21 protein-coding genes, 2 tRNA genes and 1 pseudogene are annotated in these 26,379 nt (G+C 26.4%); 8 read left to right on the top strand and 16 right to left on the bottom strand.

The features are described from left to right. Positions 1–195: 195 nt before the first annotated feature. From EXC66_RS00970 to trpS, 5 genes are read right to left on the bottom strand one after another with little or no spacing between them, the layout of a single operon-like run. Positions 196–2,079 carry an ABC transporter ATP-binding protein gene (locus EXC66_RS00970; protein WP_129622314.1) on the bottom strand — a complete coding sequence of 628 codons (1,884 nt, stop codon included), beginning with the start codon at positions 2,077–2,079 and terminating at the stop codon, positions 196–198. Positions 2,080–2,122: 43 nt separating this feature from the next. Then, positions 2,123–3,850: an ABC transporter ATP-binding protein gene (locus EXC66_RS00965; RefSeq protein WP_006886479.1), complete on the bottom strand. Its 1,728-nt coding sequence runs from the start codon at positions 3,848–3,850 to the stop codon at positions 2,123–2,125. A gap of 1 nt (position 3,851) precedes the next feature. Then, complete coding sequence (locus EXC66_RS00960; protein ID WP_006886481.1) at positions 3,852–4,247, bottom strand: MAG3450 family membrane protein; 396 nt, start codon at positions 4,245–4,247, stop codon at positions 3,852–3,854. Next, positions 4,240–5,982: a threonine--tRNA ligase gene (gene thrS / locus EXC66_RS00955; protein WP_006886482.1), complete on the bottom strand. Its 1,743-nt coding sequence runs from the start codon at positions 5,980–5,982 to the stop codon at positions 4,240–4,242. Before thrS ends, EXC66_RS00960 begins: the two co-directional genes overlap by 8 nt. An 11-nt stretch (positions 5,983–5,993) precedes the next feature. Next, positions 5,994–7,004, bottom strand: coding sequence for a tryptophan--tRNA ligase (gene trpS, locus EXC66_RS00950; protein WP_006886483.1), 1,011 nt, complete (start codon positions 7,002–7,004; stop codon positions 5,994–5,996). A gap of 250 nt (positions 7,005–7,254) precedes the next feature. On the opposite strand from trpS, the gene EXC66_RS00945 reads away from it, so the two are divergent. Then, positions 7,255–7,341: transfer RNA gene (locus tag EXC66_RS00945), tRNA-Leu, on the top strand. 7 nt (positions 7,342–7,348) lie between these two features. Then, positions 7,349–7,424, top strand: a tRNA-Lys gene (locus EXC66_RS00940). A gap of 92 nt (positions 7,425–7,516) precedes the next feature. On the opposite strand, the gene EXC66_RS00935 is transcribed toward EXC66_RS00940, so the two are convergent. The 9 genes and pseudogenes from EXC66_RS00935 to EXC66_RS00900 all read right to left on the bottom strand — a co-directional run bounded on the left by EXC66_RS00935 (position 7,517) and on the right by EXC66_RS00900 (position 15,387). Continuing rightward, on the bottom strand, positions 7,517–8,365 hold the full coding sequence (locus EXC66_RS00935; RefSeq protein WP_006886484.1) for a hypothetical protein: 849 nt from the start codon (positions 8,363–8,365) through the stop codon (positions 7,517–7,519). A 100-nt stretch (positions 8,366–8,465) separates the two neighbouring features. Further along, positions 8,466–9,053, bottom strand: coding sequence for a hypothetical protein (locus EXC66_RS00930; protein ID WP_006886485.1), 588 nt, complete (start codon positions 9,051–9,053; stop codon positions 8,466–8,468). Then, entirely contained in the window at positions 9,034–9,189 is a 156-nt protein-coding gene (locus EXC66_RS04435) for a pseudouridine synthase family protein (RefSeq protein ID WP_235666072.1), read from the bottom strand. The genes EXC66_RS00930 and EXC66_RS04435 overlap by 20 nt, the downstream gene beginning before the upstream one ends. Continuing rightward, positions 9,190–9,564 (bottom strand): annotated as a pseudogene (locus tag EXC66_RS04525) (pseudouridine synthase); the annotation flags it as partial. A gap of 235 nt (positions 9,565–9,799) precedes the next feature. After that, positions 9,800–10,579 carry a Nif3-like dinuclear metal center hexameric protein gene (locus EXC66_RS00920; RefSeq protein WP_006886487.1) on the bottom strand — a complete coding sequence of 260 codons (780 nt, stop codon included), beginning with the start codon at positions 10,577–10,579 and terminating at the stop codon, positions 9,800–9,802. A 2-nt stretch (positions 10,580–10,581) separates the two neighbouring features. Then, positions 10,582–12,120, bottom strand: coding sequence for an RNA polymerase sigma factor (locus tag EXC66_RS00915; RefSeq protein ID WP_006886488.1), 1,539 nt, complete (start codon positions 12,118–12,120; stop codon positions 10,582–10,584). A 9-nt stretch (positions 12,121–12,129) separates the two neighbouring features. Continuing rightward, positions 12,130–12,477: a hypothetical protein gene (locus EXC66_RS00910; protein WP_129622312.1), complete on the bottom strand. Its 348-nt coding sequence runs from the start codon at positions 12,475–12,477 to the stop codon at positions 12,130–12,132. Between the two features lie 50 nt (positions 12,478–12,527). Further along, positions 12,528–14,018 carry a DNA primase gene (gene dnaG / locus EXC66_RS00905; protein WP_129622310.1) on the bottom strand — a complete coding sequence of 497 codons (1,491 nt, stop codon included), beginning with the start codon at positions 14,016–14,018 and terminating at the stop codon, positions 12,528–12,530. Between the two features lie 10 nt (positions 14,019–14,028). Further along, positions 14,029–15,387 (bottom strand): glycine--tRNA ligase, encoded by a 1,359-nt coding sequence (locus EXC66_RS00900; protein WP_006886490.1) that lies wholly within the window; start codon positions 15,385–15,387, stop codon positions 14,029–14,031. 411 nt (positions 15,388–15,798) lie between these two features. Here EXC66_RS00900 and EXC66_RS00895 point away from each other — a divergent pair, with 411 nt between their 5' ends. The 4 genes from EXC66_RS00895 (at position 15,799) to EXC66_RS00880 (ending at position 18,875) form a co-directional block, all read left to right on the top strand. Next, positions 15,799–16,437, top strand: a complete 639-nt coding sequence (locus EXC66_RS00895) for a hypothetical protein (RefSeq protein WP_006886492.1) — start codon at positions 15,799–15,801, stop codon at positions 16,435–16,437. Between the two features lie 9 nt (positions 16,438–16,446). After that, the gene (locus EXC66_RS00890; RefSeq protein ID WP_006886493.1) at positions 16,447–17,301 is read left to right on the top strand and encodes an MAGa7180 family putative nuclease; all 855 of its coding nucleotides are present in this window, start codon (positions 16,447–16,449) and stop codon (positions 17,299–17,301) included. A 199-nt stretch (positions 17,302–17,500) separates the two neighbouring features. Beyond that, positions 17,501–17,977, top strand: coding sequence for an NfeD family protein (locus EXC66_RS00885; RefSeq protein WP_006886494.1), 477 nt, complete (start codon positions 17,501–17,503; stop codon positions 17,975–17,977). Between the two features lies 1 nt (position 17,978). Next, complete coding sequence (locus EXC66_RS00880) at positions 17,979–18,875, top strand: SPFH domain-containing protein (protein WP_006886495.1); 897 nt, start codon at positions 17,979–17,981, stop codon at positions 18,873–18,875. Between the two features lie 59 nt (positions 18,876–18,934). Here the strand turns inward: EXC66_RS00880 and whiA are convergent, their stop codons facing one another. Then, complete coding sequence (whiA, locus tag EXC66_RS00875) at positions 18,935–19,768, bottom strand: DNA-binding protein WhiA (protein WP_006886496.1); 834 nt, start codon at positions 19,766–19,768, stop codon at positions 18,935–18,937. A 68-nt stretch (positions 19,769–19,836) separates the two neighbouring features. Here whiA and EXC66_RS00870 point away from each other — a divergent pair, with 68 nt between their 5' ends. Beyond that, positions 19,837–20,412, top strand: coding sequence for a thymidine kinase (locus EXC66_RS00870; protein WP_006886497.1), 576 nt, complete (start codon positions 19,837–19,839; stop codon positions 20,410–20,412). Positions 20,413–20,612: 200 nt separating this feature from the next. On the opposite strand, the gene EXC66_RS00865 is transcribed toward EXC66_RS00870, so the two are convergent. Beyond that, the gene (locus EXC66_RS00865) at positions 20,613–25,631 is read right to left on the bottom strand and encodes a phosphatidylinositol-specific phospholipase C domain-containing protein (RefSeq protein WP_112579161.1); all 5,019 of its coding nucleotides are present in this window, start codon (positions 25,629–25,631) and stop codon (positions 20,613–20,615) included. Between the two features lie 105 nt (positions 25,632–25,736). Between EXC66_RS00865 and EXC66_RS00860 the strand changes: the two genes are divergently transcribed. Further along, complete coding sequence (locus EXC66_RS00860; protein WP_040544377.1) at positions 25,737–26,366, top strand: ribonuclease HII; 630 nt, start codon at positions 25,737–25,739, stop codon at positions 26,364–26,366. The last annotated feature ends 13 nt before the right edge of the window (positions 26,367–26,379 follow it).

The following is a 26,379-nucleotide window of genomic DNA, read 5'->3' as shown; positions in this document are numbered from 1 at the left end:
CACTATTATTTTACTAAAAGACCCAATAAATAAAAACAGTCATGCGATAATGGTCGCATGACTTTTCTATTTTACGAAAATTTCAAATATTAATTTCATATATTCCATAAAGTTATTTAAATAATTCAACAACGTCTAAAAATTAATTTTTACTATTGCAAAAAATCAAATAAAAAAACAACATATATGTGTTGTTTAAGATAATTCAAGGTTTCCGGTGTATAATGCGTAATATAGACCTTTATTTTTGATTAATTCTTCATGAGTTCCAAGTTCATTAATTTCACCATCTTTGAGCACAAGTATTAAATCAGCATTTCTAACAGTACTTAATCTATGTGCGATAATAAAACTGGTTTTATTGTCCATTAAGTTACTTAGAGCTTTTTGAATTTCTTTTTCAGTTTGTGTATCGATATTACTTGTGGCTTCATCAAGAATTAAAATATCAGGATTATAACAAGCTACTCTAGCGATACTAAGAAGTTGTCTTTGACCTTGGGAAAGATTGGCTCCAGCACTCTCAAGAAAAGTATCATAACCTTTGCTCATTAAGTTAATGAATGAGTCTGCATTTGAAACTTTAGCTGCTCGAATAACATCTTCAAGAGTTGCATTTGGATTTCCATAAGAGATATTATTTTTAACTGTGTCACTAAAAAGATATGTATCTTGAAGGACAACCCCTATTTTTTCTCTTAAGTCTTTTTTGCTAATTTCTCTTATGTTGATTCCATCGATATAAATATTTCCTGAAGTGATATCATAAAAACGATTTAATAAATTAGTTATAGTGGTTTTTCCAGCTCCTGTAGGACCAACAATAGCAATTTTTTGCCCTGGCTTAACAGTTAAATTAATATTTTTAAGAATTTCTTTAGATTCATTATATCCAAAGTTTACATTTTCAAGAACTATACCTTTAGTTGAACAAGGAATATAAGAAATTGTCCCATTATTATTAATTTTTCAGAATTTTTTAACATTTATCTCACTATCATTTAGTTTTTGATCAACTTCGATAATATTATTGTTATTGTCTTTATAAGCATATACGCTAACTACATTACCTTCATCAATTTCTTCAGGTAGATCAAGGGCATTTTTAACTCTTTGAAATCCACTCAATGCCATTAAAATTGAACCTATATTTTGTGAAATTGAACTAATTGGATGAGTAAAGCTACGAGCTAGTTGTAGAAATGAGATTAATACACCAACACTTAAGGCTAAGCCATATGATGCTAAAGAAGTTGTATTAATAATTAAAATTGATCCGATTAATCCTAAAATAGCATAATTAATATTTCCCATATTTATAGCTACAGGCATTAAAATATTACTTAAGCTTTTGCTTATTCTGTCATTATTATATAAATCTTGATTTAATTCATTAAATTTCTCAAGCGATTTTTGTTCATGATTGAATACCTTAAAAACTCTTAAGCCATCAATCATTTCATTTATATATGCATTAGTATTACCCAAACTAGTTTGGGTTCTAACAAAATATTTACTTGAAAGTCTAACAATAATTTGCATAACCACCATAATAAATATAACCAGAATCACTAATACAATAGCTAATAATCAACTTAAAATTGCCATAAATGTAAATGAAACTATAACGGTAAAAATAGCTTGAACAATATCGGGAATAGATTGGATCATTGTTTTAATTAATTCAATATCATTAATAAAGTAACCCATCACCTCACCATCTTTAGTTGTATCGAAGAATTTAACTGGTTTCTTTTGGATAGATTTATAAAGTTCATTTCTTAGACTTTTTAAGGTATTGTGAGTAATATTGGCCATAAGTCTTTGTGATAAAATCATCGATACAAGAGTAAATATTAAAATTAAAATGTATGCAATTATATAAAGATTAAATGTTTTTCAATCAAATTGCACAGATGTATCTTTTAGTCATGGTTCTAAAAATTTACCAATTACAATAACTCCAATAAACATCTGTGCAAGAATCATTGTTAATGATGAAAATAAATTTAGAATGATTGCAAGCGGGTATCTAATTTTATTTGTTTTAAAAACATATTTTAACAACGCCTTAAACATTCCTTTTTGGATAGGTGTTTTATATGCACTTTTTTATTATGCATTATTCACCTCCTTTTTGTGAGTTGTATAATCCAGAGTAGAATTCATTACTATTAAGTAACTCTTGATGAGTTCCAAAACCGTTTACTTCCCCTTCTTTCATAACAATAATTTTATCAGCAGTTTCTATAGAACTAATTCTATGAGCAATAATAATTTTTGTTGTATTAGGTAAATTATTTTTAAGAGCAAGACGAATTTGTCTATCAGTTTTTGTATCAACAGCACTTGTTGAATCATCCATTATTAAAATTTTTGGTTTTTTAATTAATGCTCTAGCTATACAAAGACGTTGTTTTTGTCCGCCTGAATAATTATTACCTTTTTGTGATACTTGTTGATTAAGTCCTTCTTCTTTAGAATAAACAAAATCATAAGCACTAGAATTTCTAAGGGCTTCATTGATCTCTTCATCAGTAACATTTGGATCACCTCATTGCATATTTTCTCTAAGAGTTCCACTAAAAAGAACATTTTTTTGCAATACCATCGAAACATTGTCTCTCAGAAACTCTAGATCATAGTCCTTAACATCAACATCTCCGATGGTTAATTTACCTTCTGAAATATCATAAAGACGCGGAAGAAGTTGAATTAATGATGATTTTCCTGACCCGGTTGAACCAACTATTCCAATTGTTTGTCCTTGTTTAATTTCGATATTAATGTCTTTTAATGTGTAATTATCATCACCTTGATGATATTTAAGGAATACATGGTCATATTTAATATCAAAATTATTCATCTCTTTTATTGCTTTGTCACTATTTTTAATTGTAGTTTCTTCATTAAGAACTTCAGCAACACGAACTGCACCAGCTTTAGCAAAAATAATTGAACCGGCAACCATTACCATCATCATCAATGACATCATAACTTGTCATAAATATGAAATAAATGAAGTTAGAATACCAATAGTGATATCACCATTACCTTTAGTTTCTACAATATTTTGAGCAGTTAGATAGGAAATAATTAAAGATGATAAGAAAATTAAACCTAAAAAGGTGAATTGACCTCAAGCGATGGTTTTGTCATTTTTCATTAAAATATTTCTAAGTTTAATAGTAAATCTTTCAAAATTGGTAAGTTCATATTCTTCTTTATTAAAAGATTTGATAGTTTTAATTGCACTTAGATTTTCTTGAACTTTACTATTAAATTCATCCATTATAGCAAGCGATTTCTTAAATTTAGGATAAACAATAGCGAAAATAGTAGTAAAAACTATACTCATAATCACAAGTGAAATTAGTAAAATTCATGCTAATTTACCGCTAGTTAGAAAACCTAATATGATCGCTCCTACTAGCATAATTGGGGCTCTAAATAGTGATCTAATCATGTTCATAAAAGCCATTCTGATGTTGGTAATATCATTAGTTAATCTAACAATTAAACTACCTGTGTTAAATTTATCAATATTACTAAATGAAAAATTTTGAATTTTATTAAATAATTCATATCTTAAATCTCTAGCTAGAATACCTGAAGCTTTTGAAGAGAATACTCCAGAAATAACTCCACAAATCAGTGATAATATTGCAAAAAGAAATATTAAAGCACTTCATTTGTAAATTTCACTTTGATTTTGTGCACTAATACCTTTGTCAATTAAATTAGCCATCAAAGTTGGTATTAAAATTTGAAAACCAACTTCTATAACCACAAAAATAATTGAAATACTTGACTCAAGTCAAGTTCTTCGTGCGATTTTAGTTAGTGTCATTTTACCTCCTTGTTTTTTTAACGGTTAAATAGTCCTCGATGATGTCTGAAACATAGAAACTCAATAATGAAAGAACAATAACTGGTATTAACATAACAACTCTTCAAATATTTTTAAGTTCGTTAAAACCTAAAATAAAGAAAAAAGCTGCCAACAATGAACCTATAATTCCAAAGCTATTACTTTTAACTAGATTTAATCTTAGTAAAACAACTCAGATAATTAAATCAAATATTATTGTTATAGAAATAATTATTCAAAGTCATTTTTGTGAAAAAATTCTTAGTTTAAAGTCATCAGTTCCGATAATTCAAAAGGTTATCGCGGGCAAAAATATGCAAATTGTTATAAAAATATATTGGTTTATTTGTTTTATTTTTTCTGTTGTTTTATTCATAATTTGCTTTTAATTTACTTATTAACAAAACAAATTCATCAATTGAAACAGTTTTAGTTTCTGTTTTACCATATTCTCTATAAGAAATGGTTCTATTATTTTGTTCATCATCACCTAAGATTAATTGGAATTTAGATTTAGACATTTGTGCTTCTCTCATTTTCTTTGAGATTCTTTCTTCGCGATCATCAATTTTTACTCTAAAATCTAAATTAAATAATAAATCTCTAATTTCTCTAGCATAATCCAAATTAATTTTTTCATTTACTGGAAGTATAGTGATTTGTTTTGGGGCAAGTCAAAATGGTAAATTACCCTTTGTTTGTTCAAGCATTGTAGCAACAAATCTCTCGTAAGTACCAATAAGTCCACGGTGCAACATTACAGGTCTTTCATTTTCATTATTTTTATTAATAAAACTTAAATCAAATTTTTCAGGTAATAAAAAGTCTAATTGTAATGTAGAAATTGTAACTTCATGTCCTAAAGCTGTAAAGATCTGAATATCCATCTTTGGTCCGTAAAATGCCGCTTCACCGATTTTTTCTTCATATTCAACACCAAGTTCGTTTAACACTTCACGAAGTTGATTTTCTGAAGTATTTCACATATTATCATCATCATAGTATTTTTCTTTATTATTTTTATCTCTTAAGCTAAGTGAAATATAACTAATTTGAAGTTTGAAAAGTTCAAGAGTTTCTTTAATTTGCGAATACATTAATTTAAACTCTTCTTTAATTTGATCTTTTCTTAAAAATAGGTGACCTTCAGTTAAAAGCATTCCTCTAACACGTTCAAGACCTGTTAAAGCACCTGATTTTTCATAACGATATAATTGAGACTGTTCGCTATATCTAATTGGTAAATCACGGTATGAACGTTTTTCCATGTTGTAACAAATAATGTGATGTGGACAAGTCATAGGACGAGGAATAAGTCTTTCATTTTCTACTACCATAGCACTAAACATATCATCTTTATAGTGTGCTAAATGTCCTGAACGTCTATAAAGTTCTTCCTCACCAAAGTGTGGAGTTAACACTTCTGTAAAGCCGTATTTACGGTCCATTTTGAGAATTAAGTTTCTTATTTCATTGTGAATATACATTCCATCTTCAAGTCAAATAGGAAGGCCTTGTCCGGAAAGGCGGTTGAATGCAAAAAGTTTTAATTCTTTACCTATTTTTCTGTGATCTCTTTCTTTTCTATCTTTAAGAATTTCTAAATATTCTTCTAATTCTTGAGAAGTTTCTCAAGAAGTTCCATAAATTCTTGTTAATTGAATATTATCTGAATTTCCCCTTCAATATGCACCGGCTAAAGAAAGAAGTTTAAAATGTTTGATTTTTTTAGTATCCTCAACGTGATTTCCAGCACACAAGTCCACAAATACAGTTTCGTTACTAAGCGGATCAACTAGTGCATAAAAAGTAATATCTGCACCTTTATTTTTAAGTTCATCATAAAGTTCTTTTTTATATGGTTTATTTTCAAAATTATATTCATTGATTGTAACTTGCTTCATAACTAAATTTCTTGAAGCTAGTTTTTTCATCAATTTTTCAATTTTGTTTAATTCTGTATCACTAATTGGATTTTCGAATTCAAAATCATAGTAAAATCCCTCATCAGTAGCAGGACCAAAACCAAGTTTAACATTTGGATATAATTTTTCAACAGCTGCACCAAGTAAGTGACTTGTTGTGTGATTTAATTGTTTATTCGCTTTCATTTTAACCTCGTTTATTTAAATCCCATATTTTTCATTAATTTGTTTAGATTTTGTGAAGCTACGACTCTTGCTTTTTTTGCACCTTTTTCAGTAATCTCATCAACTTTTTCAAGAGCTAGTTTATATTTAGTTTGTATATCAGTTAATAAATCAAACACTAATTGTCCTACTTCTTCTTTAAGTTCTTTGTAATTTTTATTTATAAAATGTTTTTCACTATCCTCAAGAGAAATTTTTTTAAGAGCAGCGTAAATATTTAATAAATTAAGTACACCTTGTTTTTCTTCACTTACATAAATTTTATTTTCACTATCAGTAACTGCTTTAAGAATCTTATTATATGCTTCTCTTGGTTCGTCAAATAAGTAAATTGTTGATTTGCTACTCTTTTCACTTTTTGACATTTTTTGTGTTGGATCACTAAGGGATTTTACTCTAGCACCAACTTCAGGAATAAATGATTTAGGAGTTTTAAAGTTCAATTTATAACGTTTATTAATTCTTTTGATCAATGTTCTTGTTAATTCTAAATGTTGAGTTTGATCTTCACCAACAGGAACAGCATCAGCATCATAAAGAATAATATCCCCAGCCATCAAGGTTGGATACATTAATAACCCAGTTGGAATTTTTTCGGTTCCATTTGCTTGTTTAATCATTTTTTGTGATTTATCTTTAAATTGCGTCATTCTTTCTAACTCACCTATAGCTGTTTCGCATGTTAATAATCATTGAATCATTCCATGTTCCATCACTTCAGATTGATAGAAAATATTTACCTTACTTATATCAAGACCACAAGCTAAGTAAAAAGCTACAACATCTCTTCTGTTTTTGTGTAATTCACTTGGTTTAATATCTCCTGTAGTTAAAGCATGCAAGTCTGCTACAAAAAAGTAACATTCATCAAATTTATCTTGCATATTAACAAAAGGGACTAATGCACCAATGTAATTTCCTAGAGTTAAATCACCAGTGGGCTTAATTCCGGTAACCATAACTTTTTTATTGTTTTGATCCATAAAATCTCCTATATTTTATATATGTTTATATTTTATTACTTTTAGTAATTTTTCATAATCATTAGCACTATATTAACAAAATGTAAATCCGTTTTAATAATATATTTAAAAAAAATATTTTAAGTTTAATTATATTGTAATATAATTACTCCGTTGTTAAACTAAGTAAACAAAAAAGTTTAAAAGAAAAGACTAAAAATTCTTTGAAATAAAAAAATTTAGTATATAATAGTAAAGCAACAAAACAAAAGCCCAGGTGGCGGAATAGGTAGACGCAAGGGACTTAAAATCCCTCGGTAGCAATACTGTGCTGGTTCAAGTCCAGTTCTGGGCACCAATTATCTGCGCTCTTAGCTCAGAAGGTAGAGCAAATGGCTTTTAACCATTGGGTCGGAGGTTCGAATCCTCTAGAGCGTACCAGTTCAATGAAAGTTGACCAAACACCTTAATCGGTGTTTTTTTAATGCTTTTTAAATAAAAACGTAATAAAAAATGCCATATAGGCATATTAATTATAGATTTTCTAAACTTGAGTAAAGAGCAGTTAATTCAGTAAAAGTTTGATTTAGTAATTCTTTTTGAGCTACTGTGAATTTTCCTACTTTTGCAAAAGCTTCCAACATTGAATGTTTCGATTCGATTTGATTACTAATGTTTAGTATTTTTGTAACTGTCTCAGCTGTTGCAGGTTGATCTTTATATGTTGGGTTATTAGAATTTTTTGCAGCATCAATAATATTTTTAGCTTTGAGAGATTCTGGACTTTGGAAACTAATTAAATTCTTAATTTTAGTTCTTAATTCTGCAGATTCTTGTAAGTCATTAATATCTTTTTGAATTCTAGCTATTTCATCTTTAATATTTTGAATTGTAATAGCGTTGTCAATGTTGTTTAATCAATCTTTTGAATCGTTAATTTCTTTAATAACTAAAATTTGACATAATTCATCATATAATGAGTTGGCCATTAGTGATGAATTATAAACTTTCTCTAGTTTTTCTTTTTCGGTGTTATATAATGGATTAATCTCTTTTGAAAGTTCATTAAATATATTTTCTAATTCTGTGTTATTTTCTTTTAGTTTTTTAGGATCGGTTGTCACACTTAAAATATAGTCATATTTAGCTAATAAAGAATTTCTTTTATTTCTGTGTTCGTCAGTATCATCAAATTTATTAATTAAGTTTCTTAAACCATTACGTCTAACTTCGTTGATTTCAAAATTTTTTGTATATGCTCTTCTTAGAGATTCTTTTTCAATCATTTGTTGAGCTACAACACATGAACCAACTGTAACAACAGCACCACCAAGAAGTAATCCTGTAATAATTTTTAGAGCTTTTTTGTTTGTCATACTCATTTTACATCCTTTTTTACTATAGTAATTCTTATTAATTATATACTAGTTTTAGTAAAAAATTAATTTAACATAAAATAATGATTTAAATATGAAAAAATAACTAATAATATATGTTAGAAGAATTTTTAGATTCATCCATTCTTTTATCATGAATAAATTTTATAAATTTGAATAATAAAATTCCTAAAATTGGTAAAATGCTTATTTCAATAACAACATTTAATCAAATCAAACTTACTCAAACCCTAAAGTTTTGAATGAAGTCAATTTTTGCAATTGAGTGATGAATAAATAAAACAGTTGTTACTAAAACACTGTTAAATAACACAGTAACAAATGTATTGATGTATACTGAGAAAATGGTGACTTTTTTTCTGAAAACTCAATATATAAAATAACTTATAAAACCAAGCATAAACCTTGAAATTATAGAAATATCTGGAAAAATGAATAACGGTTTTCCGTAAATTAATGCACTAATAAATGAACCAAGACCAACAAACAATGCAGTAAAAAGAGAACCTTTTATTCCTAAATGAAATGTAGCTATCACAATAATTATAGTAAGTAAATTTATGCTTACGCTGAAAACTTGAACTAAACCTAAAAAAGGTACTAAAGAAAAAATTAATATTATTGAAAAATATATAGAAATATAAGATATATCTTTAATTGTTGTCTTTTTCATTATTTAATAGTAATTCTATTTCCCTTTCATTTAATTCTTTATATTCACCACTTTTAAGGTTTAGATTATTAAGTTGTAATTTATTAAAAGATACTCTTTCAAGTTCGATAACTTTGTTGTTAATCGCTTCAAACATTCGCTTTATTTGGTGGAACTTACCCTCTCTAATACTTAAAAGTGTTTGGTTTCCTTTTATTTTTTCAACTTTGGAGCTTAATGTTAGAAAGTCCTTGTTTATCTGAATTCCCTTTTCTAGTTTTGAAATATCAAGGTCACTTAAAGGATGTAAGTGGGTAACTAAATAAGTTTTTCAGGCATGTTTTTTTGGTGAAAGTAATTCATGAATTTTGTCAGTTTGGTTTGTAAAAACTAGTAATCCAGTGGTATCAACATCTAATCTACCAATGATTTGGCATTTATAAAATTTCTTATCTATTAAATTATAAACTGAAGGGTAATTTAATTCATTTGCATGGGAACTTACAAAATTCTTTGGTTTATTTAGTGCTAAATAGATGAATTCTTGATATTTAAGTAATCTATTTTCGAAATAAATTAAATCGATATTTTCATGAATATTGATATTTTTAGTGACAATTGAATCATTTACTTTTATTAATTTTTTGTTATTAAATTTTTTGATTCACTTCTAGTTAAATTCAAAACCTTGCTTAAAAACTTATCTAAACGCATATATTATTTATTATACTTTAAAATAAATTGAAAAGAAAAATCAGATAATCTGATTAGTCTATATTACGATAAGGTTGAGAAACTTCAAAAGTAAGGATATTTACTTTAGTGAATTTCTTCTTTAGTTGAGTACTAAGATCTCAGACAAAAACATGTTCGTCTAGATGCGGAACTTCTAAAATTGGTGCTTTTATTTGATTAAAATTTATTCAATCACTTCAGCGAAAATCGCTTGAAATAATTAAATCGGCACCTTTTTTAGTTCATTGGTTTATATCACCCACAAAACCACTACCACTCATTAGAACAATCTTTGAGATATTTTTATTTAATTCTTTGTCATTTAAGTTTGTTCTAAAACTATTGATTTTAATTTTATCTCTTAAAAGTTTAATAAATTCATTGACGGTAGTTTTATAGTTTAAGACACAAGGATAACCAACGTTTTGAAAATATGAATAGTTCTCGATACCCATAAATCTAGCAATTTGATAGCTAGTTCCATGAATGTGATTGTCATAATTTGTATGAAATGAAATAATATTAATTCTGTTTTGTTTAATTTTTTTAATTAATTCTATTTTGTATGGAGCTTTAATTTTTTCTAATTCAATTGATTTTTCAAATAAAAAGGGATGATGAGTTAGTATAACATTGCAGTTATTTTCAATAGCATAATTAATTACTTCTTCAGTTACATCAATTGCTAAAAGTACACCGGTTAACTTCTCACTTAAATTAAACTTAAATGCAAAACCAGTCGGATCTCAGATTTCTTTAAGACTTAAAGGATACTTGTTAAATAAATATTCAGTTAATTGTTTAATTTTCATAATTAGTTTTTAAGGAAATCCTTAATTAGTTGCTTACCATTTTTTGATGAGTTTTTAAGTCTTCTAAGAATTCTGTTTTCGATTTGACGGATTCTTTCTTTAGAAACACCACCACGTTCTTTAGCTAGCTCTTCAAATGAGTGAACTCTATATCTATTTCCATTCTCATCATATCCAACACCATAACGTTTGCAAATTAACTCTTTATCATTTTTATCAAGATTATTTTCAATCAAATCAAGTAATAATTCACTAAGTTGCTCTTGCGAAGCGTAATCAACAGGGTTTGGAATACTTTCATCTTTAACAAAATCACTAAATGATGAATCATTTTCTTTCCCGATTTGTTTATCTAAAGAGATCGGATCAATATTAATTTTTCTTATATATCTAACTTTTTCTGCGGTATAAGCATTTCCGAATTTAGCTGCTATTTCTTCATCTAAAGGTTCACGACCAAGTTCTTGTTGTAATTCACGTTCTATTTTGGTGATTTTGTTAATTGTTTCAACCATATGAACAGGTACACGAATAGTTCTAGCTTGATCAGCCACAGCACGAGTTATTGCTTGACGAATTCATCAAGTTGCATAAGTAGAGAATTTAAATCCTTTATCAACGTTATACTTTTGAGCTGCTTTAAGAATACCGGCATTACCTTCACTGATTAAATCAATAAATGAAAGTCCTCTATTTTTATATTTTTTCGCATTATTTATTACTAAACGTAAATTACGTTTAATAAGCTTATCTCTAGCTCTTTTTCCTCTAAAACCACCAAGATTCATGGTTTTTGCTAACTCAACTTCTTCATCAGCACTAAGAAGTTCACCATACTTACCAATTCATCTCATATATCATTTAACAATATCATTTGTTTCAGTAAGTTTATTATTTAGCGATTTTCCTCTAATTAAATCATCTTGATTAACATCAAAATCTGCATCATTATATACATCTAAATCTAAATTATCTAAATTAAGATCTTCATCATAGTAATTTTCATGATCTTTGAGTTCAACTTCTTCATCTTCTTCTTTTTCATCTTCTTCAGATTCGTTTGAATCATTAAGTAAATCATCTTCATTAAGATCATCTAAATTTAATAAATCGTCAAATTCATCAAATTCGCCATCAAAATCATCATAATCTTCATCATCAAAATCATCATTCATTGAATCAAAATCCATTTCATCTTCATTTTTATCAGCTGAACTGTCTGAATCAAATTCATCAATATCGATGTTTTCGGATTTTTTTGATTTCTTTTTAGAATCTTTTTTATTTGATGATATTGATTTAGTAATTTCATCAAAATCAGAATCAGAGATGTCGTTTAGATCACCATCATCAACCTTATCTTCAATTAATTCTGCTTCGTAAAGTTCATCAAGCAACTCTTCTATTGATTCTTCATCATCTATACTTAAATTATTTTTTTCTAAAAATTCAAAAACGTCTTCTTGACTAAGCGTTTTTTTCTTTTTAGACTTCATGTAAGCTTCAAGCATATCAATTAAATCTTTGTATTTAAATTCCATATTCACCTCTTATTCTGTTTTCTTACCTTTTTTTATTTCCATATTTTTAATAAGTATGTCTTTTTTAAACTCTGGAATTTCGGCTAAGGTATATTTATGAATTAAAAATTGGTTAGAATTAATATTATCATAAGTATTTTTAATGAAGTTTCTAAATTCTTCTAAATTTCTAAATTCATTAACTCGTTTATCAATATCACTAATTAAATTATCAAGAATATTTTTAGAAATATCCTCTGAGTTTATGTGTGAGATTATAAAATAATAAAATTTATTATAAATTGATTGTAAAATTCTATTTCTTTGTTCTTGAGAAATTTTTCCATTACTTTTTTTATACTCATAACAATATTGCATAAATAGTTCATGAGTAATAGATTCTTTAAGAAAGCGAGCATATTCATTAATTATTTTATTGCCCTTTTCTCAAACATATTGTTCAATGCTAGGATTTTTAAAAATGATATTAAAAGGATATTTAAGGGATCTGAAGAGAGATGATTCTTAATTTTAACTTGATTGAACCGTTTAACTCTAGATTTATCATTAAAATTACGATTGCTTGTTGTAGTTGTAGTATTGTAAAAGATTTTTGAATTATCGATTAAATTACTTGCATTATCTATTTCATATTTAGGTTCATCTAGTTGTGTTTTTACAACATCAAACTCATAATTAAATTTGTTATGGATAATATTTTTAAAATAATTAATTGTCTCATCATCACAATAAGCAAGATAATTTTTAAATTCTTCTACAAAATTTTTAATATTTAATAATGTAATATTTCTAGGTTCATTAAAATTAAAACGCTTAATTAAAATTTTATAAACATATTCAATACCCGTAATTTTGTTACTTAACACCCCGGTTAAAGCACTTGGTCCATTTTTAGATAAAATTTCATCCGGGTCTAAATCAAAAGGATTTTCTACAGCATAAACTTCGAATTTATTTTTAAGTAAAAAATGTATTGAATGTAAGGTTGCATTAATCCCTGCACTATCATTATCAAGAAAAATATTTATTTTTAAGTTTTTTAATAAGTTTAAATGTTGTTTAGTTAATGCAGTTCCCATTAAAGCAACAACGTTTTTATAATTTACTTTAAGAAGTGCTATAACATCAAAAAATCCTTCACATAGAAAAATTTCTTTTTTTGTTTTTGCTTCTTCTTTAGCTCGGTCATAGTTATATAAAACACTTGATTTATTAAAAACAATAGTTTCAGGTGAATTTAAATATTTTGGTGAATTTTCTTCCTTACTAATTTGTCTTCCGCTGAATGCTATTGTATTACCATATTCATCATGAATTGGAAATATAATTCTATTTCTAAAATACTCACTTAAATTTTCATTTTTTAAACCGGCTTTGTTCAATGCGGAATCTTTATATTTGAATTGTTCAATTAATTTTAAAATACCATCTTGCGGAGCATAACCAATTTTTAAGTAGCGAGCTAAATCAAGTGAAATATTTCTTGATTCTAAATATTTCCTTGCGTTAATATTAGCTAATAAGCTAACATGAAAGAAACTTTCTGCGTTTGTTAAAATCTCTAAAAGTTCTTTTTGTTCATCGCTAATTTGATTCATATAATCAAGTGAATGATCTCTAATATTTAATTCAATACCTTGCTCTCTAGCTAAAATTTTTATAGCTTCAGTGAAATTTAATGACTTAATTTTCATCAAAAAAGTCAAGGCGTTCCCACTAACACCACAGCTGAAGCATTTAAAAATTCTTTTGTCTGGAGAAACACTCATGCTAGGATTTGAATCGCCATGAAAAGGACAAAGACCTACATAATCCTTACCCTTTTTTTGTAAATTAACAAAATTTGAAATAGTTGAAACTATATCAGCATCATTAATTATTTGATTAAAATCCTTCATTTAACTCCAATTAAAAATATTTATGTAAATCGTTAATATTTATTCTGATTTGTTCCATAGTATCTCTATCTCTTATAGTTACACAATTATCATTCAAAGTGTCGTAATCAACAGTTAAGCAATAATATGTACCTATGGAATCTTGTCTACGATATCTTTTTCCAATTGATCCTGTTTCATCATAAGTAACTGAAATATTTGATTCAATCAACTTATCATAAATTTCACTAGCTTTATCTGAAAGTTTTTTAACAAGTGGTAAAACTGCAAATTTATATGGTGCAATTTCTTTAGATAATTTTAATACAATTCTGCTGTCATTTTCTAATTGTTCTTCAACATATGAGTCAACAATAATAGCAAGCATTAATCTATCCAAACCAATACTTGGTTCAATTACATATGGAATAAATTTTTGATTTGTAACTGGATCAAGATATTCTAAACTTTCTCCTGTTGCATTCATATGACTTGATAAATCATAATTAGTTCTATTAGCAATACCTAATAACTCACCTCAACCAAATGGAAAAGTAAATTCAATATCACTTGTAGCAGTTGAATAATGAGATAATTCATCTTTTTCATGAGGTCTGATTCTTAAGCTATCTTTTCTAATTCCTAATTTTTGAGCAAATTCATAGCATTTATTTACATAATAGTTAAATGTATCATTTGCTTGTTCTGGTGAACAGAACACTTCTAATTCCATTTGTTCAAATTCTCTAGTTCTAAAAATGAAGTTTCCAGGAGTCACTTCATTTCTAAAGCTTTTTCCAACTTGTCCAACTCCCATTGGTAATTTACTTCTTGTAGTTCTTTGAACATTTTTGAAGTTAACAAAAATCCCTTGAGCTGTTTCTGGTCTTAGATAAACTTTAGCTTTAGAATCTTCTGTTACACCTTGTTTAGTTTCGAACATCAAATTAAAGGTTCTTATATCACTTCAATTAGTTTCACTACCATCATATTTTTTAACATTCTCAACTAAAAAGTTCTTCATTTGTTCAAAACTCATAATTTCGGCATTTATAGATAGATCAAATTCTTCAATCAACTTATCAGCACGATATCTTTTACCATTAACTTTGTTTTCAATTAAAGGATCATTAAAATTACTTACATGTCCACTAACTACCCAAACTTGTGGATTCATTAAAATTTTTGAGTCAATTAAGTAATTTTGCTTTTCCTTAAAAATGAATTCTTTTTTTCAAAAACTTTCAATATTATCTTTTAGGAGAGAACCTAATGGTCCATAATCTCATGTGTTTGAGAGACCTCCATAAATTTCACTTCCTTGATAAACAAAACCTGAATTTTTCAAGTGGTTTACAATTTCTTGCATATTTTTCTTATTATTTAACATATACTTTATATTTTACTACAAAGATATATTTAAATAAGTGTAGAGATATCCTTTTTAGGTTTACTTAGCTAGTTATTTTGTGGATATTTTGGTAATTTTACACATAAGAATTTTTTAACTAGGTAATTTTAAATTTGTTATTGAAAATATAAAAATGTGAAAAAGTTTTTTATTTAATTTTTCCACATTATTGGCAGTTTATGAAAATCAAAAAATGTAATTTAGCTTATTTTTTCTATAAAAAATCAATGAATATTTTTTATTGTGAAATTACTTTAAAAAATTTAAAAATTTGCATTGAAAATTATTTATTTTTTACACCTAACTATTTTGAAAATTTATAAACTCTTAAAACTTTAAGTGCTATTATTATTTTATACAAACATTATAAATGTAGAATTAGGAGAAATCATGAACGATATAAAAAAACACATTATTATTTTAATAAATGGTAAGAGAAGGTCAGGAAAAGGACTTTTAACTGAATCTCTTAGAAAACACTTATCAGAAGAATTTAAGGATATTAAAATTCTTTCTTTTGCTGAACCGATCAAAACTATTACAAAACCTATTTTAGATGAAATTGCTTGAGATGGTAAAGATAAAGAAGTTGTTAGACCATTATGAATTGCAATGGGAGAAGTAGGAAGAAATATCGATCCAGACATTTGATGCGCAAGAACATTTAATAAAATTGTTGAAAATGTTAAATTAGCAGAGTCAAATGGTGTTAGTAGTTTATATTTAATTGATGATATGAGATTTCCAAATGAATTGGATTACTTTAAAGGTAATATCGCTAAAATTAAAAACAGTACTAATAATTCACAAGTAAAAATACTGTCAATAAGAATAGAAAAATTTATGGATGCAAACAAATTTGTTGTTGGGGTTGATGATAATATAACAGAAACAAGTTTTGATAAATTAGTAAACATTTGCTTTGACTATATAGTTCCTGCTAAAATTATGGTTAACGAAAATGGTGTAGCTAACTTTGATAATGTTACAACAATGACTCAAGCTATAATAGCTAACCTCTTAAAATAAGGAGAAATTTTGAATAGAAAATATTACAACGGAAAAGAATATATTTTAGATGAGAAGGAACAGGTTGTAATTTTATCACCTGATTTTTTTGCTCAATTAAAAGATAAAAGCAACAAATTTAAGTCATATAAAAAAATTGGTGGTAGTACAGTTGCTGATGTTCTTGAGGTAACTGCTTTTAGTTCTCAATTTAATGCTTTTTGTCATATCTCTAGATTAAAAATGGACGCACTCCAAAAGAAATATATTTATGCAGGTACTGTATTGGAGCCGAAAATTTTTGATGTTTTAAGAAAAAAATTTAAAGGTTTAGATATTGAAAATTATAGTGCTAAAGACTACAATTATGACTATTTTGCAGATAAAGACGATATTATAGGTGGTGTCCCAGATGGATATATTCCATCTAAGAATATGATCTTAGAAATAAAAACAACTGGTAGTAAAAATTTTGAAACTTGAAACAAGAAAAATAGTAATGGTTCATTTGAAAACATACCATCGAATTATCGAAAACAAGCTCAATTATATTCATATCTAATGAATTCAAAAAAATATAGCATTGTAGCTGCATTTCTTGAAGAGGATAAAGGTGATTATGAAAATCCTGAAGGCGTTGATTTAGAACAAAGAAGAATTGCTAATTACACATTTGCAGTAAATGAATCTGAAACTTTAGATGATATCAATAAAATAAAACAATGGTATAGATACTACACTAACACTAATGTTTCGCCAAAATATAGCTTAGTTAAAGACAAAATGCAAGTTGATTATCTTCGTTGTAGAAATGAACAAGAATGAGAAGAACTTTTAAATAAATGAAAACAAGAAGGAAAAGCGGACCTAGACTTTAGAGGCTAGTCATTACTTAATTAGTTTTAACCGTAAAACGACGTTAGATCATTTATTTAAAATGATCTAATTTTTATGCTAAATTTTTATAGTAATTTAATAAATTAAGAATCTTTTTGTTATTTAAAATTAAATATTAAAAATGTATATCGTTTGTTTTAGATAGTTAAATTTTATAAAATAACATATTTTATTTTATAATTAGTACATGAACGAAATTATGATAACATCAGTAGTTATTTGATCTGCAATTATCCTAATTACATTGATAATTGAATTATCAACTTTTGGGATTTACAGTAGTTTAATAACTATTTCAGCAATTCCTTCACTATTTATTTCTATCTTTTCTAAACCAGGTTTAACTAGTATCTTGGTTGAAATAGTTTTATTTATTGTCTTATCATCCTTGTTAATTGTTTTATTTTACTTCTTTGGTAAAAAATTACTTAAAACAAAATATCAAGGTCCTATTTTAGAGTTAATTGGACAGACAACCGATTTATTAGTTGACAGTCACAAACAACCAAAAACCATAGAAGAATATGGTAAAGTTTATGTAAACGGTAAAACTTTTAGAACTATCCCAGTTGAAAATATCGATTTTATCAAACAAGGTACAAAAGTAGAAATTGTTAGAATTGAAGGAAATACCTTATTTATTCAACCAGTTAAAGGAGCTTAAAATGAACACAATAAATTTTTTATTATTAATACCAATAATAATAATCGTTGTTTTAATCGTTGTTGGATTTGCTTTGTCGGTTAAAATTGTTCCACAAACTTCATTCTATGTTATCGAAAGATTTGGAGTTTATAAAAAAGTATGAAATAGTGGAATTCACGTAAAAATTCCTTTTATAGACAAAGTGGCATTAAAGGGTAATTATAAAGAAAAGGTTTCGGATTATGAACCACAAGACGTGATTACAAAAGACAATGTCTTAATTACTGTTGATACAGTTGTTTTTTACCAAATTACAGATGCAAAGTTATACACATATGGAGCAGAAAATCCTAATTTAGCACTTGAAAAACTTTCAGCAACAACACTAAGAAACCTACTAGGTGAGTTAGATTTAGATCACACTCTAACATCTAGAGAAATTGTAAATAATAAACTAACATCTATTTTAGACGAAGCTTCTGATGCATGAGGAATCAAAGTAAATAGAGTTGAAGTTAAAAACATTACACCACCTAAAGACGTTCAAAAAGCTATGGAAAAACAAATGCAAGCTGAACGTGAAAAGAGAGCTAATATTCTTGAGGCTGAAGGAAGAAAAGAAGCAAGTATTAAAATTGCAGAAGGTAAAAGTAGAGCTTTAATCCTTGAAGCTGAAGCAAATAAAGAAGCTAAAATATTAAAAGCTCAAGCTGAAAAAGAATCTATTGAATTGATTTCTTCTGCTAAAATCACATCAGAGTATTTAAAATATTTATCAATAGAGAGCCTCAAAACTTTAGCAGATGGTAATGCAACAAAAATAATTATTCCACCAAATATCTCAGATGTGGCATCAACAATGTCTGTAGCTGCAGAAGTATTTGACAAGAATAATTCAAACAACAAAAATAACTAATTGAAACTAATCTTATGATTGGTTTTTTATTTTTTAGTATTAAAAATAAGTAAAAAACACTATTTATAATTAGTGTAAACCATTTTTAACTTGTTTATTCAATGATTCAATCCACCCTTAGTTATAAAGATGTTATATTCTTTCTCTAAAATTTCGCAGATATTTTGTAGTGATAATTCTGGGTGTTGAAGTTTAATATTAAAGAAAACTAATTGGTTTTGATTAAAATATTTCTCTAAATTATTTTCAAACACAAAATTAATCATTTTTATATGACTAATCGATGATTTTGCAACTTTAGTTAGATTAGAAAAATCTATATTATTTACCCGATTGATTGTATTTTCTAAATCTCTTTCTATTTTAACGTCCTGCAACGAAAAATAAGCTTTTTTAGCTTCAATAGCTAAGAGAAACTCGCTTATTTTATCTATTTTTTTAATATAAGCTGTAAATTTATTATTTCTTTTTAATACGTGAAAATTAAAATCGTATGAATTTAATTTATCAACTAAAACATCCATATTACTTTCATAATTACAACTGAATTCTAGATGATATGATGTACTATTTTTATTAAAACAACTACCAGTAGAAAAGAATACACCTGCAAAAAAACTTGATGGATAATTTATAGAATCATTCTTAAAATACTTCTTATTAATAATTAATTTAGTGTTATTTAAATCAAAATCCACTTTAATTATTTTTAATAAATTAACTATTTTTTCTAAATAAATTTTATTTCTTACAATGCACACATAACTATCATCAAAAATTTTAGATCCAGAAAATATAAAACCTTTAATAAAAGATTTAATATTTTTTGGTAATTTCTGATTATTGATTATTTCGAGTTTTATCTCTTGAGCAAAGCTAAGATTTTTATCCATAACATATTAAATTTTATTAGATTTTAAGAAAATAAATTTATAATTAAATAATATTGAAAAGAGGCAAAATGTTTTTAAAATATCCTGATGGAACATTAGAAGTCATTACTGGTCCTATGTTCGCTGGTAAGACTGAAGAATTATTAAAAAGAATAAATATCTTAAGTATCGCAAATATTAACACCTTAATTATTAAACCTAGATTTGACACAAGATTTTCGTTTGACAATATTGTTAGTAGAAATGGTAAATTTGTTAAAGCAATAAACGTTAGTAAACCTAGTGAGATTTTAGAACATTATGATAAATCCATCAAATCAGTAGCGATTGATGAAGTTCACTTTTTTGATGAAGAAATTATTGATGTTATAAACAAATTAACTAGCAAAGGCGTGAGAGTTATAGTAAGTGGCTTAGATATGGACTATATGATGAGACCTTTTGGTGTAGTCCCTAAATTACTTGCAATTGCTGATGAAGTTTCCAAATTAAAATCAGTTTGTGTAGTTTGTCACTCGGCTGCCGCCTTCTCATTTAGAAAAGATAATTCTACGGAAATTAGATTACTTGGTGATAATGAATATGAGGCACGTTGCAGACACTGTCATATTTTAGGAACAAAAATAAAAAAAGGCAAGCTATAATTTTATATATAAAAAATGATGGGATCTTTTCTGTCATTTTTTTAATTAAACTAAATCTAAATTTAATAATTAATGTATCCATAATATAAGATATAGTAAATGAAGTTCTTTATGTATTAATGCATGCATATTCAACGGATCAAAGGGCAAAATTAAAATACAAACATAATGCTTGTATTTTAAGAGACATTAAAACATATTTACTTTTTAAATAGTTTAATAAATATTTTTTTCTTAACTCCTAAATAGATAAATATTGAACCAAGAGTTAAAGCAACTAGCGTAGATACGGCCGCGACAATTATTTTTAATTTCGATGAAGAATTTGCTTCAGGAAGTTTATTAGTGTTATTTGGTTGCTCAGGTTCATCAGGTAAAACCGGTTCAGATGGCTCTGTAATCTCTGGTTCTTTAGGTTTTTCTGGTACAGTTGGTTCAGTAACTGATGGTTCTTCAGGTTGATTTGGTATAACTGGTTCAGATGGCTCTGTAATTTCAGGTTCCTTTGGTTTTTCTGGTACAGTTGGTTCAGTAACTGATGGTTCTTCAGGTTGATTTGGTATAACCGGTTCAGATGGCTCTGTAATTTCAGGTTCCTTTGGTTTTTCTGGTACAGTTGGTTCAGTAACTGATGGTCCTTCAGGTTGTAGTGGTTTATTATTTTCTAAAATTAATGAAATATAAACAATGTTTTTTTGCCCTTTTACTAAAGATACAGGAGAAACTACAACAAAGCCTTGTGGAACAAACTCTTCATATTTAAAATTATCAAAATCTTTATCACTTATTTCTATAGCATCACCAACAAAATGTTCAACTTCTTTATTTGTTTGTTCATCAACAGATTTATAAACAAATTGCAATATAGTAGGTTTATTATTGGCGATAGGTCTTGAAGGTTGAAGAGGAATCAATGGAATTACTTGAATATTATGAATTCTTGAATTTCTTAAATTGTTAATATGTAAATTAAGATTTTCTAAATCGAAATAAGTTCCAATATATTGTTTAGAAACAGATAAAGTTTCTTTATATCTGGCTAACTCATTTTCTGTGAGTTTAGTAAATTCCTCTGTATTTACAAATTCACTATCATATTCAATTTCCTTAATTAATTCGTTAAAAGCTAATTTAGTTGATTTTAATTTTTCAGCCGTTTCATTTAACTCATTAATATCTTGTTTTGTGGTTATCGAAACAACAAAGTTGTTTTTAAATTCAGTAATATTATAATTACTATTAAATTCACTTAAAATGTTATCTATGTTTTTAAGAGCATTAACTTTAGTTTCAATTTCATTTCATTTATCATTTGCACTTGCTAGATTATTGATTTCATCTGAATTTAGTTCTAGCTTATAGTCTGAAATAATTCTGCTAAATGTAGGAATTGTTTCATCAGTTAAAGATTTACTTTTTTCAGCTTTAAATAGAACTAATTTAGCTGTTCCATTTAATTTTCCATAACTATTATTATATTGTTGGATTACAGTATTAAAATCAACCTTATCTAATGAATTTTGACTAGTTAAAATTGAATTAATATTTTGAACGTTTTTACTATATTCATTCTTAATTGATTCATCTGAATCAATATAGTTATATTCAGATAATATCTTATAACTTGTGTCTTTTGCTTTCTTTAATTCAATTAAATTGTTAATTATTTTCTCTATTGAGGTTTTATAACTCTCTAGTTCATTTATATCATTTATTTTAAGTGTTTTAGCATAAATTTCATCACTAACTGAGATATTTAATATTTTTTGGTTATGAATTATCGATAAAAACTCATTTAATATTTTATTAAATCTAATATCACCATTAAGATTTTGCACAGAAGTTCTTAATAAATCCGATTGTTTATTTATTAATTTATAGTCTAATTCATTAAGTAATGTAGGAGAATTTTGTAAATTTGTGTCGAGGTTATTTTTTAGTGATAAATCTGAGTTTTTATAATTTCATGATGTTTTAGCATTTGTTGCAGTATTAATTAAATCTTTTAATCTTGAAATTGCATCATTTAATGGAACTAAAGTGTTACTATAAAATTCATCATATCCAGAATCGTTTGAAATTTGGTCTTTTAAGTTAAGAATTTTTGCCTGTAACTCTGAAGCTTCTTTATAAACTCTAATTCCGTTGAATTTCTCAACTTTAGCTTTAGAAGTATTGAATTGATTTTCAAGCGCCACTAAATCATAGATATAAGAAATAGTACTTAAATTTGTTAAATATTCTCTTTTTTGAATTGCACTAATATTTGAAGTATTTAAATTTTGCTTTAATCCGTCTAGTTTCTTTGAAAAATAATCGTATTTAACAAATTCACTTTCAGAATGATTATATTTATTAATTATTTCAGACAATTTTTCATTTTCATAAATATCCGAAATATTTCTAATTGATTCATTTACTAAATTAATCGAATCTGCATAAGTGCTTTTAATTTCCTCAGGAACATTATAAGGATCAATGATTATATTATCATATTGTTTTAAGCCTAAAACTTTAAGTCATTTTTGAGGTAAAGCATTCAATTGAATAACTAACTCTTGCATTTTTTGGGCTTTATTAGCTAATATTTCATTTAATTCAGCTTCTGAGTTACTCTTTAATAAATCATTCTTTATTAAATCACTTGCTTTTGGTCCTGTTAAATTATAGTTTTTTAGTAAAGATAATTTCTCGTTATTGACTCTATTGTATTCAACAATTAGTAAATTGATCTCGTTAATTGCTTTTGCATTTTGTAATTTGCTTAAATAATCATTCTTAATATATTTAATAATTTGATTGCTTAATTTTAAATCTTCAAGTGCTCTTGTTTTATAGTCTTCAAAAGTAACATTTTGTTCAAAAATTAGATTAATAGTATTGTTGAGATTTGCTATTTTTTCTGAAATATGACTAACATCAATAGCATTATTATTTGAGTAATTATTTTCGAATAATGATATTAAATTTGTATGATCTGTTGTTAATTGACTTTTTAATGCTTGATTAACTCAAATGTATCAATTCTCACTAATTAAAAGTTCATATTTATTTAACACTTCCAATATTTGTGTTTTTTGAGTAGATAAGTCATTTAATTTGTTGCTTAAAACATTCGAATCTAAATTTGAATTACTTACATGTTCGTTAAATAAATTATTAATCAATTTTATTTGATTTTGATAAAGTTTATTCACTTTATTTGTATCGTAAACTGAAATGACATTATTAAAATGATTTACATGGGTTTTTATTTTATTATTTTTAGCAAAAACATCTGTCTCTAAATTAGAATAATTTTTTGAATGTAATGATGAATTAAACTGATTAATTATTTCTTGTTGTTCAGATTTTAATGTTGACATTAATTTCGAAGTGTCTAATCAAGTCAATGTTTTACTTGTTTCAAAAGTTGAATCAAGATTAATTCAATTAGAATTTAAATTTGAAAAAATGTTGAATATTCCGCTATTAAAATCTAGTTCTTTAGTCAATGAATCTATCGAAGTGTTTGACCTAGTTAAATCAAATGAATTATCAATAATTGCATTTATATTTGTTCATATTTTTGCAACATTAGCATCAATTTGGTTTTTAATACTATTATCAAAAACATTTGTTAATCCATTTAATTTGGTTTTTAAATTATCATACTTATTAACTAAGCTTGAAACTTCATTCATTTTTCCAAACATTTCAAGATACTCAGATGCAATTTTATTAACTAATTGAATGTTTGCATCACTTGCTTTTTTTGTTGAATAAAGATTATCTAATTTAGATAAATAAAGCTGTTCAATCAACTCTTGAATTCTAGTTTTAATGCTTGAATTAATTACATTACCTAATTCAGCTAATATTTTTGATTTTGTGCCCTCAATTAAAGAAATATAAGGTGGGTACGGTTCTACAACTCTTTCAGAACTTATCATATTAAATTTACGTTCTGGGTAGTAAATGTTATCTTCAACTAATTTGTATGAATCGATTCTAACTTTTTGACCATAAACTAGTTTTTGAGAGTTAGGTAAAGTAATTGAGTTTGTATTTGCTGACAACTTATATCTTTTAAGTTTAGCAACATTATCGATATATAAATCAATATAAGTATTGTTATTAAAATTAGAACCAAAATTAATTTTATCAGTGTAGTCATAAATATTAGAAATTTGAAAACTAGTATTATTTTTACCTAAAACACCTCTAGAGATTTCTTCATCACTTATATAATAATTAGTCTTAATAACTCTATGAACAAGCGAATCACCAGGATAGTCAAAAATCAATACACCAAGTTTATTATAATTTTTAGCCTCAGTATTCAAATACTCAAGAATCTTTTTATTCATAGGACTAGAAGTGTTTCAAATAGTCTCACCATTAGCACGACTAACAAAGTTCATAAATATAGTATCGCCGTTTTGCCTTTCTTGTGCTAATTGAATCAACCCTTTTACTGCATTAAACTTTTGTTGTTCAGTACTATTATAAAAATCTTGTTGTATTGTTTTGTTATAAGTATTATTTCATAATGTACCAAATCTTATATCAGTAGAAATATTGTGGTGCATATGATTATAAACAAATATCTTACCTCTTAATTCATCCAATGTTGGATTAAGACCAATAACTTTTTTGGTATTCTTAAACATGTATGGTTGATATTTAGGATCGGATAAAGTATTTTCAAAACGTTCCCTCATTTTTCTAACAAAATCTAGGTTTGGACTAGAAGGTGATGAAATATCCTCATCCTTAACTCTGAAGATAACAGTTTCTCTTGGATGTTGCTTTAGAAAATCGACCATAGCGTTTAAAAATGTTGATAAATTTTCGTAATATGACCATGTAGCACCATGTTTTATTCACATCTCTTCATTAACTCTAATATCAAAGAAACGTATTCCCTGTTTTAATTGTTGAGCTCAGTTTAATGATTGAGTTTTTGCATATGCTTTACCAAAAGCATATGCAATTCCATGACCACTAAACATACCTGAATCGTGTGTTCCGGGAATGTTTAAATCTCCAAGTTTTTTTCAACCTGGAACAGCTGACATTCAGTCATTAAAATTTAACTTAGTAGAACTATAGTAGTATGCATGAGTGTCATTTAGATCTGTATATGGAACTGTTTGTGCTTCAATTGCTGAAGAAAATACTATCGGTGATAGAATTGTTAATGGTGCAAATACTAAAATCGATTTTTTATTTTTCATTTTACCTTCTTAATGTATATATATTTAGATTTGGAATAATTATATGTTTTTTTTTTTTTTTTTTTTTTCATGTATTAGCAAAATATGCATATAATAAATTATAAAATGAATAAAATTGAAACAGAATTATGAAATGAATTCAATAATATTATTGGAGTTGATGAAGTTGGTAGAGGGTGTATTGCTGGACCTATGGTTGTTGCAAGTGTAATCCTTCCAAAAAACTATGTTAATAATAATATTGATGATTCAAAAAAATTAACTAAAAATAAACGAGAAGCAATATATCAACAGATACTTAAAGATTGCTTATTTTATAAGATAGTTTTTATTGACGTTGAACAAGTCGAAAAATTAAATCCTAAGCAATCATCCATATTCGGTATGCAAAAAGCTATAATTCCATTTCTTGATAAAATTGATTTAATTTTAACAGATTTTGAAAAGATTAATTTAGGGAATGATAATATAAAAGAGATTAATTTAGTTAAAGGCGATAGCAAATCACTAACTATTGCTGCTGCTAGTATTTTAGCCAAAGTGACTAGGGATAATTTCATGAGCGAATTGTCAAAAACATATCCAGAATTTAAATGAGATGATAACTATGGTTACGGCACCAAAGCACATATAGAGGCTATAAAAAAACATGGATATACTCAATTTCATAGAAAAACTTTTGAACCTATAAAATCAATGATAAAGGAAAATATAATCAGTAAGTTTAAATCTTAAAATTAAGTACGTA

This window comes from Mycoplasmopsis anatis, assembly GCF_900660655.1.
GTDB classification, from domain to species: Bacteria; Bacillota_I; Bacilli_A; order Mycoplasmatales; family Metamycoplasmataceae; genus Mycoplasmopsis; species Mycoplasmopsis anatis.
Note: the sequence above shows the minus strand (reverse complement) of the source record. Positions and strands in the feature narration are given on the sequence as shown.